This window comes from Sphaerisporangium corydalis (assembly GCF_025506355.1).
GTDB lineage: Bacteria > Actinomycetota > Actinomycetes > Streptosporangiales > Streptosporangiaceae > Sphaerisporangium > Sphaerisporangium corydalis.
The window spans coordinates 1-15,187 of record NZ_JANZYP010000075.1 but is presented as its reverse complement, the minus strand read 5'-3'; the positions used below and the strand labels follow the sequence as shown (position 1 = coordinate 15,187).

Genomic DNA, 15,187 nt, shown 5'->3' with positions numbered 1-15,187 from the left:
GCGAGGGGGCCGGCCGTACCGGCGCCATTCCGCTCTTTCTTCGCACGGCCGGGAGACCGGACGGCCGGGCTCGATCTCGATAGGGTGGCGGTCGCGTACAGGTGCATAGCGGTAAGGCGACGTGGTGAACAACCTAAGTCCGAGTGAACCCACCCAGATCGGCCGTTACCAACTCATCGGCCGGCTGGGCCGTGGCGGGATGGGCACCGTCTACCTCGGCCAGGACGACACCGGCCAGCGGGTCGCCGTCAAGGTGATCAACGCCGAGTACAGCCAGCACGAGCAGTTCCGCGTGCGGTTCCGCCGCGAGGCCGAGTCCGCCCGCCGGGTCAGGCGCTTCTGCACGGCCGCGGTCCTGGACTCCGACCTGGAGGGCGACCTGCTCTACGTCGTCACCGAGTACGTCGAGGGCCCCAACCTGCACGACGCCATCCAGCGGACCGGGCCGCTGCGCGGCTCCAGCCTGGACGCGCTGGCCGTCGGCGTCGCCACCGCGCTCACCGCCATCCACAGCGCCGGCATCGTCCACCGCGACCTCAAGCCGTCCAACGTGCTGCTGTCGCCGGTCGGCCCCCGGGTCATCGACTTCGGGATCGCGCGGGCGCTGGACACGCTCAGCGGCATCACCGGCACCGGCGAGCTCATGGGGACGCCCCGCTACATGGCGCCCGAGGTCCTGCGGGGCGCCCCCGCCGCGCCGGCGTGCGACGTGTTCTCGTGGGGGTGCCTGGTCGCCTTCGCCGCCAGCGGGCGCGCCCCGTTCGGCGGCGAGTCGCTTCCCTCGATCGTCTACCAGGTGCTCAACACCGAGCCCTCGCTGGACAGCATGGAGCCCCCGCTGCGCACGCTGGTGGCCGCGGCGCTGGAGAAGGACCCGGAGCGCAGGCCGACGGCCCAGCAGATCCTCGACCAGATGGTCGGCCGCACGACCCCCGAGCGCGCCGAGCACACCGTCGTCCAGGCCTGGCAGCGGTCCCCGACCCTCCAGGGCCAGGCGCCGACCCTCCCCGGCCAGCCCCCGACGCGCCACGGCCCGCCGCCCACGGGCCACCTCCCGGCCGGGCCGCCCACCGGGGCACACGCGCCGTACCAGGGCCAGCCGCCCACCGCCGCGCACCAGGGGACCGTCCCCGCGGGGTCCCCGACGTACCTGGGCACGACGCCGGCCGTCCCCCGGCACCAGGGGGCGGGGACGCCGCTGGACGCGACCTGGCGCGCGCAGGGTCCGCCGGAAGGCGGCCGGCCCGCCGACCCGGCCGCCCGGCGCCGGCGGCTCATCGGGATCGGCGTGGCCGGGGTGGTCCTGTTCGCCGTCGCGGGGTTCGGGCTGCGCGCGCTGCTCGCGCCCTCGGGTCCGCCGACAGACCTCAGCTTCCTGTACCGGGACGACTTCAACGAGAGCGGCACCGGCTGGAGCGGCAGCGAGTACACCGGCAAGGAGTACGGAATGTACGGCTACGCCCCGGGCGGGTTCTACGCCGTCGACGTCAACGACGAGGGCTCCGAGCGCATCGAGAAGGCGCCCATCCCCTTCGTCCCCGAGCAGCCGGCCACCCCCGACCCGTCGGCGACCCCGACCCCGACGACGCCCCAGCGGCTGCTCCTCACCGTGACCGCGACCCTGCGGAGCTCCAAGGGCCCCGGCGAGTACGGGCTGTTCTGCCGGGCCGACGGCGAGTACCGCCAGAGCAGGTACGAGTTCCTGCTCAGCGAGACCGGCGAGGCGCGCATCCGCAGGGTCACCAAGGGCACCGGCGGCAACCTCACGGCGGCCGCGGCGACCGGCATCACCAAGAACACCCCCGCCAAGGTGCAGGTGGAGTGCGCCAAGACCGCCGAGGGCGTCCAGCTCACCATGTGGGTGGACGGCGCGCGGGTGCAGTCCTTCCTGGACAACTCGGGCAGCCCGTCGAGCCTGCCCAACGGGGACGTCGGCTTCCTGGCCCGCGTCCCGGAGAAGTCCGGCTCCTCGCTCGGCGTCTCCTTCGACGACTTCACCGTCCAGGGCCCGGCGTCCGCCTCCTCTCCCCGCTGACCTTTCGCCCTTCTCCGCTCTCTCCGCTGACCGCTCGTCCGGCCTGTATCGCCGGCGCATGGGACATGCTACGGTTTCATGCGTAAGACAATTCTTACACGTGATGGAGAAACATGACGAAGGCCGGGCCGAGCGGCGACGAGCTGGTCGTGATGCTGGCGGCGCTGGCCAACCCGCTACGGATGCGCATCGTCGCGACGCTGGCCGGCGGGCGCGACTACGTGAGCCACCTGGCCCGCGAGATCGGCGTGAGCCGTCCCCTGCTGCACATGCACCTGCAACGCCTGGAGGCCGCCGGACTGATCGTCGGCACCCTTGAGCTGTCCTCGGACGGCAAGGCCATGAAGTACTACGAGATCGCGGACTTCGACCTGCACCTGACCGCGTCCGCGCTGGTCGAGGCGGTCACGACCCTGACCAGACCGGGCTCGGAGAAGGGCCCCGCACCAGAGGAGCAGTCCTGATGAACCTCAGCGCGGCCGAGCCCGCGAACTGGCCCGGCACGATACTCACCCTCGGCATCCTGGTGCTGGCCACGATCCTGATCATCGCCGTCCTCGCGACCTTCCACGAGTTCCGCAAGCTGAAGGTCTCTGCCGCCCAGGACGACGCCCTGCGGCAGCTCGTGCGCCGCTACGAGCATCTCGCCGAGAACACCCTGGACGCCCAGCAGCGGGTGGCCGCCGACCTGTCCGAGCTGCGGAGCCGGACGACCTCGATCGAGCAGATCCTGCGGACCGTCGAATGAGCCGGCACACCCGACCCGCGCCGGCCGCACCCATCCCGCACCATCCCGGTACGCACCAGGAGGGCACGATGAAGGCGATCATCCAGGCGGGGTACGGCTCACCGGACGAGCTGGAGCTCACGGACGTCGACAAGCCGGTGGCCAAGGACGGCGAGCTGCTGATCCGCGTGCACGCGGCGTCGGTCAACCACGGCGACCAGGTCATCCTGTCGGGTGTGCCGTACGTGTCCCGCCTGGCGTTCGGGCTGCCCAGGCCGAAGTACCGGATCCGGGGCAGGGATTTCGCGGGCACGGTCGAGTCGGTCGGCGCGAACGTGCGGCGGTTCCGCGCCGGCGACGAGGTGTATGCCGAGATCGAGACGGGGACCTTCGCCGAGTACGCGTGCGTCCCTGAGGACGTGCCGGAGCAGAAGCCGGCCAACCTGACGTTCGAGCAGGCCGCCACGATGCCCGTCGCGGCGGCCACCGCCCTGCAGGCCCTGCGCGACCACGGACGCGTCCGGCCGGGGCAGCGGGTCCTGGTCAACGGCGCGTCGGGGGGCGTGGGGACGTTCGCCGTGCAGGTCGCCAGGTCGTTCGGCGCCGAGGTGACCGGCGTGTGCGGCACGCGGAACGTGGACCTGGTCCGGTCGCTCGGCGCCGCCGAGGTCATCGACTACACCAAGGAGGACTTCACCAGGAGCGGCCGGCACTGGGACGTGATCCTCGACCTCGCGGGGAACCACTCGCTGGCGGACCTCCGGCGCGCGCTGACCCCGAGGGGGACGCTCGTGCTGTCCAGCGCGACCGGTGGCCGGTGGTTCGGCCCGCTGGGCCGGCTGGTCAGGGCGCGCGTGCTGTCGCCGTTCGTGCGCCAGAACGTCCGCACGTTCATGACCAGGACGAACCCGAAGGACCTGGCCGAGCTCAGGCGGCTCGCCGAGTCCGGCGAGATCACACCGGCCATCGACAGGACGTACCCGCTGAGCGAGGTCCCCGAGGCCATGCGCTACTTCGGCGAGGGCCACGCCCGGGCCAAAATCGTCATCACCATCTGAACACGGCCCCCGGGCCATCGGCCCCATGACACCGGTTCACGAAGGTCGCCGACCGCAGTCCTGGGCTCAGGTGGTCGCCGGCACCGTGGGCGTGGCGCGGTTGAGTTCGGTGGCGCGGGCGATCTCCTCTCTGATGATCTCGCGTCCCGGCCACTTGGTCACCGCGACTCCCATGACGGCCAGCCCGCACACCGACCACGCCCCCACCACGATCGCCACCGGGTACCGCTCGGCGAACGCGCCGGCCGCGAGGACCGCGACCGCGTGCGTGAGCTGGATCCCCCCTTGCATGATCCCGAAAGCCCTGGCCCGGAAGGCGTTCGGGAGCATCTGGACGAACACCCCGTTCAACGGGACGAGCACCGTGTTGACCGCGCACGCCGCCAGCAGCACCAGCACGAACACCACCGCGAACGGCGGCGAGACCAGCACGGGGACCAGCAGCAGCGGCCCGGCCAGCAGAAGGGGTTTGAGCAGCTTCAGCCGCCGCTCCGGGCCGGTGATGCGCGTCACGAGCGCCCCGATGACGGCGCCGACCGGCGGCGCGGCCATCAGCAGCCCGGTGATCTCCGGCCCGCCGCCGAACTCGGGCGCCCACGCGGCCGCCAGCCCCTCAGGGACGATCACGATCGCCACCACGCTGAACACCACCAGGGAGGTCGGCCGCATCACCCGGTGCCCGAAGACGAAGCGCAGCCCGTCGCCGGTCTCCCGGAGCAGCGACCTCCGTGGGACGTCGGCGGAGGGATTGGGCCGGGGGCGCACGCCGCGCCAGAGCATCAGCGCCGAGGCGGCGAACGTCGCGGCGTTGATCAGCAGCGCGCCGTGACCGTCGATGGCGGTGATCACGCCGCCCACCGCGTACCCGGCGACCTGCGCCGCCTGGGCCGCCATGTTCTGGAACGACAGGCCGACGACGTACCGGTCTCCGGTGAGGAGCTGCGCGACCATCGCCGAGCGGGCCGCCTGGAACGGCGGCGTCAGCAGCGACGCGCCGAGCAGCAGCGCGAGCAGGATCACCAGGGGCGTCCCCGGGATGGCCATCGCCCCCACCAGCACCATGCGGGCCAGATCACAGATGATCATGACCCGCCGGTAGGGGTACCGCTCGGCGAGCGCGGCGAGCACCGGGCCGCCCGCCACCCAGGGGAGGTAGCTGATGGCGAAGCCGACGGCCGACAGCAGCACCGAACCGGTGTCCTGGAAGACCAGGAAGGTCACGGCCACCTTGGCGAAGTAGTCACCGACCCACGACAGCAGGGCCGCCCCGAACAGCGCGCGGTACTCCGCGACCCCGAAGACCTCCCCGAACGTCGCGGGCCTGTCCTTCTCGGCCGCCTTACCGGAGACGCCTTCCTCCGGCGCGTCCGCCGCGCCGCCCTCGTCGGGCGCGCGTTCCGGGCCGGGCCGCTCTCGCGCGCTCTCAGTGGCCGCCCCCGCGGCCTGCCTGTCGGGCGCGCGCCTCCCGCCCCTCTCCGCGGCCTCCCCCTCGGCCCCATCCAGGTTCTCGCTCACCGGCGCTCAATCCTTAAGTCCGGGAATCGCAGATGGCGTGGCCCGGAACGGGTCCCGCGCACGCCAGATTGCCGCACGTAGCCGTACGCCATATCACGCCGACACCGCTCCCGTCTCGACATGGCGTTGCTACAAAAAGTCATGATTGCAGAACAAAGCGCACTCCGTACCCTTTTCCCCGGTTAGCCGCCCCCTATCAATCCCCTACCGTCACGTGCTTTCGCGGACGACCAGTTCGGTGGGGAGGATGGTCGAGGAGACGGGGCCGCCCTCGGTCTGGGTGAGGAGCAGGCGAACGGCGGTGCGGGCGCGGTCCTCGATGTGGCCGCGGACCGTGGTGAGCGGGGGGATGGTGTAGGCGGCGGCCTCGATGTCGTCGAAGCCGACGACCGCGACGTCCCCGGGGACCGTGCGGCCCGCCTCGTGCAGCACGCTCAGCGCGCCGATGGCCATCAGGTCGTTGGCGGCGAAGACCGCGTCCAGGTCGGGGTCGTCCTGGAGGAGCTGGCGCATCGCGGCCCCGCCCGACCCGCGGGTGAGGTCGCCGATCGCGATGATCGACCGGCGCCCGTGGTCGCGGAGCGTGTCGCGGTAGCCGGCCAGCCGGTCCTGCGCGGCCACGCTGTCCAGCGGACCGCAGATCATCGCGATCCTGCGGCGCCCGCCGCCGAGCAGATGCGTGACCGCGGAGATGGCCCCGCCGACGTCGTCGCTGTCGACGTACGGCAGCGCGATGGGCACCGACGGCCGGCCCAGCGACACGATCGGGATGCCCGTGCGGACCAGGGTGCCGAGCAGCGGGTCGGCGCCGCGCGCCGAGACGACCACGACCCCGTCCACGTGCCCGGCCGCGACGTACTGCTCCACCCGCAGGCGGCTGCGCGTCGACCCGGCGAGCATGAGCGTGACCTGCTTGCCCTCGTCCTCCAGGGCGTGGACGGCCGACCGCACGGCCGCCGAGAACATCGGGTCGTCGCCTCGCCCCCTGGCGGCCTCCAGGACGACCAGGCCGATCGTGTCGGTGCGCTGGGTCACCAGGCTGCGCGCGGCGGAGTTCGGCACGTAGCCGAGCTCGTTGACGGCGTCCATGACGATGGCGCGGTGCTTGTCGCTGACCGTGGCCTGCCCGTTTATCACCCGCGAGACCGTCGAGCGCGACACGCCCGCCCGCGCGGCCACCTCCTCCAGGGTGGGGCGCCGGGCGCGCTCCTTCCACAGGCCGTTGCGCTGGATGACCTCGCGGAACCACAGCGCGCTGTCCTTGAGCAGGCGGCGCTGGGTCGCGAAGTCGACGTGCACGATGCCGAAGCGCTTGTTGTACCCCTCGGCCCACTCGAAGTTGTCCAGCAGGGACCAGACGAGGTACCCGCGCAGGTCGGCCCCTGCCTCGATGGCGGCGTGCGCGGCCCGGAGGTGACCCTCCAGGTAGGCGGTGCGGTCGGCGTCGTGCACGCGCTCGCCCGACACCACGTCGTCGAACGCGGCGCCGTTCTCGGTGACGAGCAGCCCGACCTCGGGGTAGTCGCGCGAGAGCCGCACGAGAAGCTGGGACAGCCCGGTCGGGACGATCGGCCAGCCGGTGGCGGTCGTCGGGGCGTAGGCGCCGGCGAACTCGATGTCCTCGGTACCGGGGTAGGCCGGGTTGGCCGGCTCGCCGGGCCCGGACCGCACCACGCACGGGGTGTAGTAGTTGATGCCGAGCAGGTCGATCGGCTGGTTGATGATCGCGAGGTCGCCGCCTCGGATGTGATCGAGGCCGGCGACGCGGTCCACGATCTTCAGCACCTGCTCGGGGTACTCGCCGCGCAGGGCCGGGTCCAGGAACTGCCGGTTGATCAGGCAGTCGACGCGGTCGACCGCCTCGGCGTCCGCCGCGGACAGGACCAGGGCCGGGTCGTTCACCTGGCCCGGGGTCACCACCGGGACCAGGTTGAGCGTGAGGGCGATCTCGTCGGCCCCCGAGCCGCGCAGCGCGCGGACGCTCAGCCCGTGGGCGAGCATGAGGTGGTGCGCGGCGCGGAACGCCTCCGCCGAGGAGGTACGCCCCGGGGCGTGCACGCCGATGCCGTACCCGAGGAAGGCCGCCACCCACGGCTCGTTGATGGTCATCCAGGTGCTGACCCGGTCGCCGAGCCGGTCGTACACGGCCTTGGTGTAGTCGGCGAAACGGTAGGCGGTGTCGCGGTTCGTCCAGCCGCCGAACTCCTCCAGGGCCTGGGGAAGGTCCCAGTGGTAGAGCGTGACGTACGGCGCGATGCCGGCCTCCAGCAGGTCGTCGACCAGCTTCTCGTAGAAGTCGAGACCCGCAGCGTTGATCGCGCCGGCCCCGTCCGGCTGGACCCTCGGCCAGGCCACCGAGAACCGGTAGACGTCCAGGTCGAGCTCGCGCATCACGCCGATGTCGGCGGCGTACCGATGGTAGTGATCGCACGCGGTGTCGCCGTTGTGCCCGTTGGCGATGGCCCCCGGCCTGCGCGAGAACGTGTCCCAGATCGACGGACCCCTGCCGTCCTCCGCCGCTGCCCCCTCGACCTGGTAGGCGGCGGTGGCGGATCCCCATATGAATCCGTCAGGGAAGGTGACCGTCTGCCCCCGGCCGGCGATGGTTGTCGCAGTCATGCTTCGACAGCTCCCGTCTTCTTCTTTCGTGCACTCGATCGCCGGCGCGACCACCGCACCAGGATCGACACCATCATCGTCCAATATGCGGTACGGCTCTGACAATTTTTTCCGCCGTAGCCGATCTTGCTCAGCGGGGCGGCCATCAGAGGGAACAAGGAGTGGGCACCAGGGGGTTGGGCACGATCAAGACACCGCTCGCACCCGAAGGAGTCATCGTCATGCATGCCATCGCCGTCTCCCGTCCCGGTGGTTCCTCAGCGCTCGAGTACACCGAGGTGCCCGACCCCGAACCGGGTCCCGGTGAGGTGCTGGTCGACGTGGCCGCCGCGGGCGTGAACTTCATCGACGTCTACCACCGCGAGGGCCGTTACCCCATCCCGACGCCGTTCGTCCTCGGTTCGGAGGGCGCGGGGACCGTGTCCGGCGTCGGCCCGGACGTCACCGGCGTCGCGATCGGCGACCGGGTCGGCTGGCAGGGGGTGCTGGGCAGCTACGCCGAGAAGGCGGTCATCCCCGCGGCCAGGGCGATCCCGCTGCCGGACGACCTGTCCTTCGAGCTCGCGGCGGCGGTGCTCCTGCAAGGACTCACCGCGCACTACCTGACGCACTCGACGTACGAGGTCAAGACCGGTGACGACGTGCTCGTCCACGCGGCGGCGGGCGGCATGGGGCTGCTGCTCACCCAGATGGTCAAGCTGCGCGGCGGCCGGGTGATCGGCACGGTCTCCACCGAGGAGAAGGGCAAGCTGGCCCGCGAGGCCGGGGCGGACGACGTGCTCCCCTACGAGGGGTTCGCCGAGGCGGTGCGCGAGCTGACCGGCGGCGAGGGCGTGCATGTGGTGTACGACGGCGTCGGCGCGACCACCTTCGACGGCGGCCTGGCCTCGCTGCGGCCCCGCGGGCTGATGGCCCTGTACGGGGCGGCGAGCGGGCCGGTGCCCCCGTTCGACCCGCAGCGGCTGAACCAGGCCGGGTCGCTGTTCCTGACCAGGCCGACGCTCGTCCACTACGTCGCCAAGCGCGAGGAGCTGCTCGCGCGGGCCGACGACGTGCTCGGCTGGGTCGCCTCCGGGGCGCTCAAGGTGCGCAGCAGCCGGTACTCCCTGGCCGACGCCAAGAAGGCCCACGACGACCTCGAAGGCCGCCACACGACCGGCAAGCTCGTCCTGATCCCCTAGCCCTGGTCCCTCGGTCGGTTCAGCCGCCCGCGGTCGCCAGGTTGAAGATCAGGACGCCCAGGTAGACGCCTCCGGCGATCGCGATCACGTGGAGCGCGATCGCCCAGGCGCGCAACGCCGTCTCGTTCTTCATCGTGCCCCCTTCGACGGGCGGTGGATCGAGGCGGCCGCGTGCGTGCGGCGGTTCATCGGGAGCCGTTCAGGAGGCGGGCCTTGGCGGCGGCGTACTCGGCGTCGTCGAGCCGGCCGGTCCGGTGCAGCACCGAGAGCCGTTCGAGCTGGCCCACCAGGTCGACGGAGCCGACGCCGGCCATCGCGTCCTCCGGGCTCAGGTCGACGAAGCGCGACACCGGGCGCGCCGGCCGTGCGGGGGCGGCGTCCCTCGGCGGGTCGTCGTCGCCCGGCAGGACGACCGAGGTCGTCCAGCGCACGTTCCCGGGGGACGGCGTCGCGGGGGCCGGTCTGGGGGCCGGACCCCAGAACACCGCCCGCAGCGCGTCCCGGTTGAGCAGGAAGTACAGCGGCACCCCGCCCATCAGCACGAAGACCACCGCGCAGATCAGGAAGCCCACGTCGAGCCGGGGCCCGGACAGCCCGGCCTCCGCGAAGTTCCAGCCGATGCTGAGGAACAGCGCGGGCCAGGCCAGCGGGACGATCCGGGGACCCACCGGCAGCAGGCTCGCCATGTAGACGGCGATCGCCACGAGACCGCCCAGTATGGACACCGGCATGATCCACCCGAGGCCGCCGGGACACGGTGTGGCCGCCACGTACGGCCCGCCGGAGCCGCAGCTCCCGCCGATGCTCATGACCAGGCGGGAGCCCAGGAAGAGCAGGGTGAGGCAGCAGGCCAGGCCGCCCAGCCCGAGTACGGTCCCGAGTGACCTGCGCACCAGTCGAATGGGGGTGATCACGCTCCGTATGGTAGGCCACACCCGCTATTTCAGGACAGGACTTATGAAGTCGGTAAACATTGACCTCCCCTGTGACCTGCCCTGCTATGGGGTACGGCCCGCCACGGGTGCCGCCCCCGGTGGCCAGCCGATGAGACGGGCGCCCAGGACGGCGGTCTCCAGCGTGAAGCGCTGGGTCGGGTCGTCCGGCGAGAACCCGGTGAGCCGGCGGACGCGCTCCAGCCGGTAGGTCACCGCCCGGGTGCTGATCGCGAGGCGCCGGGCGGCCGCCGTCTGGTTCCCCTGCGCCCCGAACACCGCCTCCAGGGTCTCCAGCAGCGGCTCGGGGCCGCCGCGCGCCTCCCGCAGGGGGCCGAGCACGGTGGCGACGAGATCCTCGATGGCCGCGCGGTCGCGCAGCAGGACCGGGAAGACCAGCAGGTCGGACGCCTTGAGCACCTGGGGCCGCAGGCCGAGCCGGTCGCCCAGCTCGATCGCGTCGCTCGCCTCGCGAAAGGAGGTCACCACGCCTCCCGGCCCGCGATGCGGGCGCCCGACGCCCACCCGCCAGCCGGATCCGAGGTTCGCGCGCACGTGGTGGGTGAACTCCCCCATCGCGGCCGGCAGGGTGCCCGGGGCCACGCACACGAGCAGGCCGTCGCGGGCGGCGACCAGGATGTTGTGCGAGCCGAAACGGACGACCAGCGCCTCCTCGATCCGGCGGATGAGCGGGTCGCCCTCGCTGATCGGCTTGACGTCCCTGGCCACCGCCACCACGTACGCCTCGGCCAGCCGGAGCCCGAAGTGCTCGGCGCGCTCGGCCAGCCGGTCGGCGCGTCCCTGCAGCAGGTCGCCGATGAACTCTCTGCGGGCCTCGTCCTCGTCGCGGATGGCCTGGGCCTGCGCCTCCTCGTACCCGTCGAAGTAGGCCCCGACCGCCCGGCGCACCGCCGCCAGCGGCGGGACCGAGCCAGGACGGGACGTGAGCTCGCAGGCGAGGAGGCAGGCGTCCATGAGCGATCGCATCGGCACGCCGCGCTCGGCGGCGTCCCTGCCTGCGGCGCGGAGCATCTCCACCTCCTCGCGGCCGGGTAAGCGGCCCGTGGAGGCGGCGGCCGCGAGCACCGAGACGTACCCGCCGAGCAGGTCGGCGGGCACACCGGTGGCCTCGCTCAGGTGAGCGAGAACGTCCATCACACTCCTACGTCACGCCGGTCGAACGAGAGGACGGCCGTCAGGGCCAGCACCGCCGCCGCGGCCAGCAGGACGAGGTCGTCGCCGACCTGCAGGCCGTTGACCAGCGGGTTTCCCTCACTGTAGTAGTGGAACGGCGAGAGGTTGTTCAGCCACCTCATCACCTCGACGTCGGCGGACATCGCGTTGACCACGTAACCCGCGACCGCGTACCCGCCGGCGACCGACATGGCCAGCGCCTTGCGCCCGGTGGCGGCGCCCACGGTGAGCGCGACCGTCCCGAAGAACAGGACCAGCAGGTAAAGGCCGGTGTGGGCCGCGAGGATCCTGCCGAAGGGGACGCCCAGCCCCACCGCCGACCCGAGGACCACCACCACCGCCAGGGAGGCGACCGCGACGACCAGCAGGCCGAGGGCGAGCGCCGCGAACCGCTCCAGCACCAGCCGCTTGCGGTCCACCGGCAACGTGACGGTCAGCTCCAGCGTCCCGGCCTCCTCGGGGGCGGCGATGGCCTTGTTGCCGAGCATCACGGCGCACATGATGAAGAGCAGGGGGACGAAGAGCTGGTAGACGACGGCCTGCAGGAAGCCGGTGCCGGTGCTGATGTTCTCCAGGCCGCCCATGAGCTTCCTGACGCTGTCCGGGTATTTCGCGAGCGCGGCCTGATTATAGAAATCCGGATTTTCCCGCATTTGGGGGAAGAATGACGTGTACAGCCCTGTGAAGACGCAGATGCCGATCGTCCAGCCGATGAGCGCGCGGCGGTAGTCGCGCAGGGTCTTACGCACCAACATGGGCATGGTGCACGTCCTCGCTGTAGTAGGTGAGGAAGATCTCCTCAAGGTCGGGCTCCGCGCTGACCATGTGCACGACCGTGAACCGGGCCGCCGCCTTGATGAGCGCGTCCGGGCGCCCGTCGATCGTGCAGTGCACGCTCGCGCCCTCCACCTTCAGGTCCCGCACGCCCGGCAGATCCCGGAACGCCTCCTCGGGCACCGGGGCGTCGAAATGGAGCTCCACCCGGCGCACCGCCTTCTCCCGCAGCGCGGCGACGTCCTCGACGGCGACCAGCCGGCCGCCCCTGACGATGCCCACCCGGTCCGAGACGTGCTCCACCTCCGCCAGCACGTGGGACGACATCAGCACCGTCCGCCCCGCCGTACGGGCCTCGCGCACCATCGAGAGGAACTCCTGCTGCACCAGCGGGTCCAGGCCGCTCGTCGGCTCGTCCAGGATCAGGAACTCCGGATCGTGCATGAACGCCTGGATCAGGCCCACCTTCTGCTTGTTGCCCTTGGAGAGCTGCCCCATCTTGACCGACAGATCGGCCTCCAGCCGCTCGGCGAGCAGCTCGATCCTCCCCTTGGCCACGCCGCCCCGGACCCCCGCGAGGAAGCGCAGGTACTCGCTCGCCCTCTCCCGCCCCTCCAGGGCCAGCTCGCCCGGGAGGTAGCCGATCCTGCTGCGGATACCCGCCTCGCGCGGGTCGACGCCGAGCACGCGCACGCTACCGCGCGTCGGGCGGATCACGTCGAGGAGCAGACGGATCGTGGTCGTCTTGCCGGCACCGTTCGGGCCGAGGTACCCGAACACCTCGCCGGGGCGGATCTCGAGCGTGAGATCCTCAAGGCCCCGGCGTTTACCGTAGAACTTGGTGAGTCCCTCGGTTTCCACCACTGCTGTCATGCGTCGCATATTGCCGCCGACCGCCCGGCGCCCGGTAGGACCGGACCTGAACACTTACGCGACCATTCATTTCGACAATCCGGCAACCCCGGCCGGGTACGAGGCGAGACTCGGCTTCGAACGGCGACCAGCGGTTGAATAACCCAAACCGGACATTAGGTGCTGAGCAGCTTTAAATGGCTACGCAGGCCGATCGAACCTCGAAAACGGCATGGTCGAGGGGTCAGCGCTGGATCGCGCAGGTGTCGGTGCTTCCGGGGAGGCGGTGGCGGTTGCGGGCGACCACCCGGTAGACCACCTCGGCCGCCCAGCTCACCGGGGGAACGAGCATGATCCGCCCGGCCGCGCGCCACCACACCACGGGCTGCACGGCGAGCATCAACGCGACGGCCCGCGCACCGGAAGCGTGCAGGCCCCCAGGACCGACAAGCTGGATCGACCGGGTGACCTGGTCGAGCGTCAGGCCATGCTCGGCGAGATCGAGATCCTGCCACCGGACGGCCTCCGGCATCGCGGGAAGCCGCCCGCGCCCGAAGTCGACACACCGCTGGCAGAACCCACAGTCACCGTCATACACCAGCACCCGCCGATTCTCCCACACGACCCTGAAACCCCCCGTCCCCGGACCATGCACGCATGGCCGTTCCCTTGCTCGCCACGCCACGTCCAGGTCAGCCGACCCCTCCGGGAGGGAGTACGGGCAGGCCCTCCGGCGCGCCGTTCTCGATGAGGGCGAGAAGCGCCTCGGTGTCCGCGTGCCGCTCTATGAGATCGCCGAGCGCGTCCAGTTGCCGCTCTCTGAGCGCCGCGAACGAGACCCCCGCCGCCGGGACGAACCGCCGTCCCGTGACGAACGCCACGTCGGCCAGGAAGGCGCGGCGGAAGTCGTCGTTCTCCATGATCCCGTGCCAGGTGGTCCCCCACACGACGCCCACCCGACAACCATCCAAGAACCGCTCCACACCCCCATCCCGGAGGAGCTCCGCGCCGCCGTCCACGCTCACGATCCCGTGATGGATCTCGTACGCGGCGACGCGGTGGCCGTACGCCTCCCCGACCGGGCGGGACAGGGTCTTGTCGCGGACGAACTCGACGGTCGCGGGAAGCAGGCCCAGCCCGTCCACCCGCCCGGCGCCGGACTCCACGTCGTCGCGGATCGAGCGCGCGAGCATCTGGTACCCCCCGCAGATCCCGAGAATCGGCCCCCGCCGATCGAGCAGCGCCGAGGCCAGACCCGTGCGGCGGAGCCATTCGAGGTCGGTGACCGTCGCCCGCGACCCGGGCAGCACCACCAGGTCGGCCTCGCGAATCTCGGCGGCGTCACCAGGCGAGGTGACGAACCGAACGACGACCCCCGGCTCGGCCGCGAGCGCGTCCACATCCGTGAAGTTGGAAATCCTCGGATACCGCACGACCACGACCCGCAGACTCTCCGGGACGCCCGAACCGGATGAGGTACCGGGACCGGGCAGGGCACCCGGATCGGGTGGTTCGGCCACGGTCGGCGGGCCCATACCGCGCCGGTTGTCCAGTGCGAGGGAGTCCTCAAGATCCATCCACAGCCCGTCGAGCCAGGGCAGGACGCCGTGCACGGGACGCCCGGTGAGCTGCCTCAGCATGTCGAGCCCGGGCTCCAGCAATTCAGCGGCACCACGGAACTTGTTGATCAGAAACCCACTGATGAGCGCCTGATCTCCCGCGTCCAGCAGCGCCACCGTCCCGTACAACGAGGCGAAGACCCCGCCCCGGTCGATGTCCCCGACGACGATCACCGGGATGTCCGCGGCCCGGGCCAACCCCATGTTCGCGATGTCCCCCTTGCGAAGATTGATCTCCGCCGGACTGCCCGCACCCTCACAGATGACCACGTCATACGCCGCACGGAGCCGATTCAACGACTCCAGGGCCACCGTTCTGAGGTGGTCCTTGTAAGCGCCGTACTCCATCGCGTCGACCTCGGCGAGCGGCCTGCCGAGGACGACGACCTGGCTACGGCGCTCACTGCCGGGCTTCAACAGGATCGGGTTCATGTCGGCGGCCGGCTCCACCCCGGCCGCCTGCGCCTGCGCGACCTGCGCCCGCCCGATCTCGGCCCCGTCCGCGGTCACATACGAGTTGAGCGACATGTTCTGCGCCTTGAACGGCGCCACACGCACACCCCGCCGAGCCAGCCAACGGCAGATCCCCGCCGTGACCACGCTCTTCCCCGCATCCGAAGTAGTCCCCGCCACCAACAACGTCCCTTTGAGCACCCCCCCAACCTCCCAGACCCCCACCCC

At 71.4% G+C, this 15,187-nt stretch carries 13 protein-coding genes; 5 read left to right on the top strand and 8 right to left on the bottom strand.

Translation table 11 applies throughout. The annotated features are described in order from the left end of the window. Positions 1-124 precede the first annotated feature (124 nt). From NYZ98_RS35430 to NYZ98_RS35415, 4 genes are all read left to right on the top strand, one after another. Positions 125-2,035 (top strand): serine/threonine-protein kinase, encoded by a 1,911-nt coding sequence (locus NYZ98_RS35430; RefSeq protein WP_262848562.1) that lies wholly within the window; start codon positions 125-127, stop codon positions 2,033-2,035. Positions 2,036-2,148: 113 nt separating this feature from the next. Continuing rightward, positions 2,149-2,499 (top strand): ArsR/SmtB family transcription factor, encoded by a 351-nt coding sequence (locus NYZ98_RS35425; protein WP_262848560.1) that lies wholly within the window; start codon positions 2,149-2,151, stop codon positions 2,497-2,499. After that, a complete protein-coding gene (locus NYZ98_RS35420) occupies positions 2,499-2,783 on the top strand; it encodes a hypothetical protein (RefSeq protein WP_262848558.1) in 285 nt (94 codons plus the stop codon). The genes NYZ98_RS35425 and NYZ98_RS35420 overlap by 1 nt, the downstream gene beginning before the upstream one ends. Positions 2,784-2,851: 68 nt before the next feature. Next, a complete protein-coding gene (locus NYZ98_RS35415; RefSeq protein ID WP_262848556.1) occupies positions 2,852-3,820 on the top strand; it encodes an NAD(P)-dependent alcohol dehydrogenase in 969 nt (322 codons plus the stop codon). A gap of 66 nt (positions 3,821-3,886) precedes the next feature. Here NYZ98_RS35415 and NYZ98_RS35410 read toward each other — a convergent pair whose 3' ends face one another. Both NYZ98_RS35410 and NYZ98_RS41440 read right to left on the bottom strand, forming a co-directional pair. Then, positions 3,887-5,335 carry an MFS transporter gene (locus tag NYZ98_RS35410; protein WP_262848554.1) on the bottom strand — a complete coding sequence of 483 codons (1,449 nt, stop codon included), beginning with the start codon at positions 5,333-5,335 and terminating at the stop codon, positions 3,887-3,889. 210 nt (positions 5,336-5,545) lie between these two features. Further along, complete coding sequence (locus NYZ98_RS41440) at positions 5,546-7,954, bottom strand: GH1 family beta-glucosidase (protein ID WP_316249640.1); 2,409 nt, start codon at positions 7,952-7,954, stop codon at positions 5,546-5,548. A 221-nt stretch (positions 7,955-8,175) separates the two neighbouring features. Here NYZ98_RS41440 and NYZ98_RS35395 point away from each other — a divergent pair, with 221 nt between their 5' ends. Next, the gene (locus NYZ98_RS35395) at positions 8,176-9,135 is read left to right on the top strand and encodes a quinone oxidoreductase family protein (RefSeq protein ID WP_262848552.1); all 960 of its coding nucleotides are present in this window, start codon (positions 8,176-8,178) and stop codon (positions 9,133-9,135) included. 185 nt (positions 9,136-9,320) lie between these two features. On the opposite strand, the gene NYZ98_RS35390 is transcribed toward NYZ98_RS35395, so the two are convergent. The 6 genes from NYZ98_RS35390 to NYZ98_RS35365 all read right to left on the bottom strand — a co-directional run bounded on the left by NYZ98_RS35390 (position 9,321) and on the right by NYZ98_RS35365 (position 15,160). Next, the gene (locus tag NYZ98_RS35390) at positions 9,321-10,049 is read right to left on the bottom strand and encodes an SHOCT domain-containing protein (protein ID WP_262848550.1); all 729 of its coding nucleotides are present in this window, start codon (positions 10,047-10,049) and stop codon (positions 9,321-9,323) included. 84 nt (positions 10,050-10,133) lie between these two features. Beyond that, positions 10,134-11,222 carry a PucR family transcriptional regulator gene (locus NYZ98_RS35385; RefSeq protein ID WP_262848548.1) on the bottom strand — a complete coding sequence of 363 codons (1,089 nt, stop codon included), beginning with the start codon at positions 11,220-11,222 and terminating at the stop codon, positions 10,134-10,136. After that, complete coding sequence (locus NYZ98_RS35380) at positions 11,222-12,022, bottom strand: ABC transporter permease (protein ID WP_262848546.1); 801 nt, start codon at positions 12,020-12,022, stop codon at positions 11,222-11,224. The genes NYZ98_RS35385 and NYZ98_RS35380 overlap by 1 nt, the downstream gene beginning before the upstream one ends. Beyond that, positions 12,003-12,908 carry an ABC transporter ATP-binding protein gene (locus tag NYZ98_RS35375; protein WP_262848544.1) on the bottom strand — a complete coding sequence of 302 codons (906 nt, stop codon included), beginning with the start codon at positions 12,906-12,908 and terminating at the stop codon, positions 12,003-12,005. The genes NYZ98_RS35380 and NYZ98_RS35375 overlap by 20 nt, the downstream gene beginning before the upstream one ends. 223 nt (positions 12,909-13,131) lie before the next feature. Beyond that, positions 13,132-13,491, bottom strand: a complete 360-nt coding sequence (locus NYZ98_RS35370; RefSeq protein WP_262848539.1) for a thiol-disulfide oxidoreductase DCC family protein — start codon at positions 13,489-13,491, stop codon at positions 13,132-13,134. Between the two features lie 88 nt (positions 13,492-13,579). Then, the gene (locus NYZ98_RS35365; RefSeq protein ID WP_262848634.1) at positions 13,580-15,160 is read right to left on the bottom strand and encodes a cobyric acid synthase; all 1,581 of its coding nucleotides are present in this window, start codon (positions 15,158-15,160) and stop codon (positions 13,580-13,582) included. Positions 15,161-15,187 lie beyond the last annotated feature (27 nt).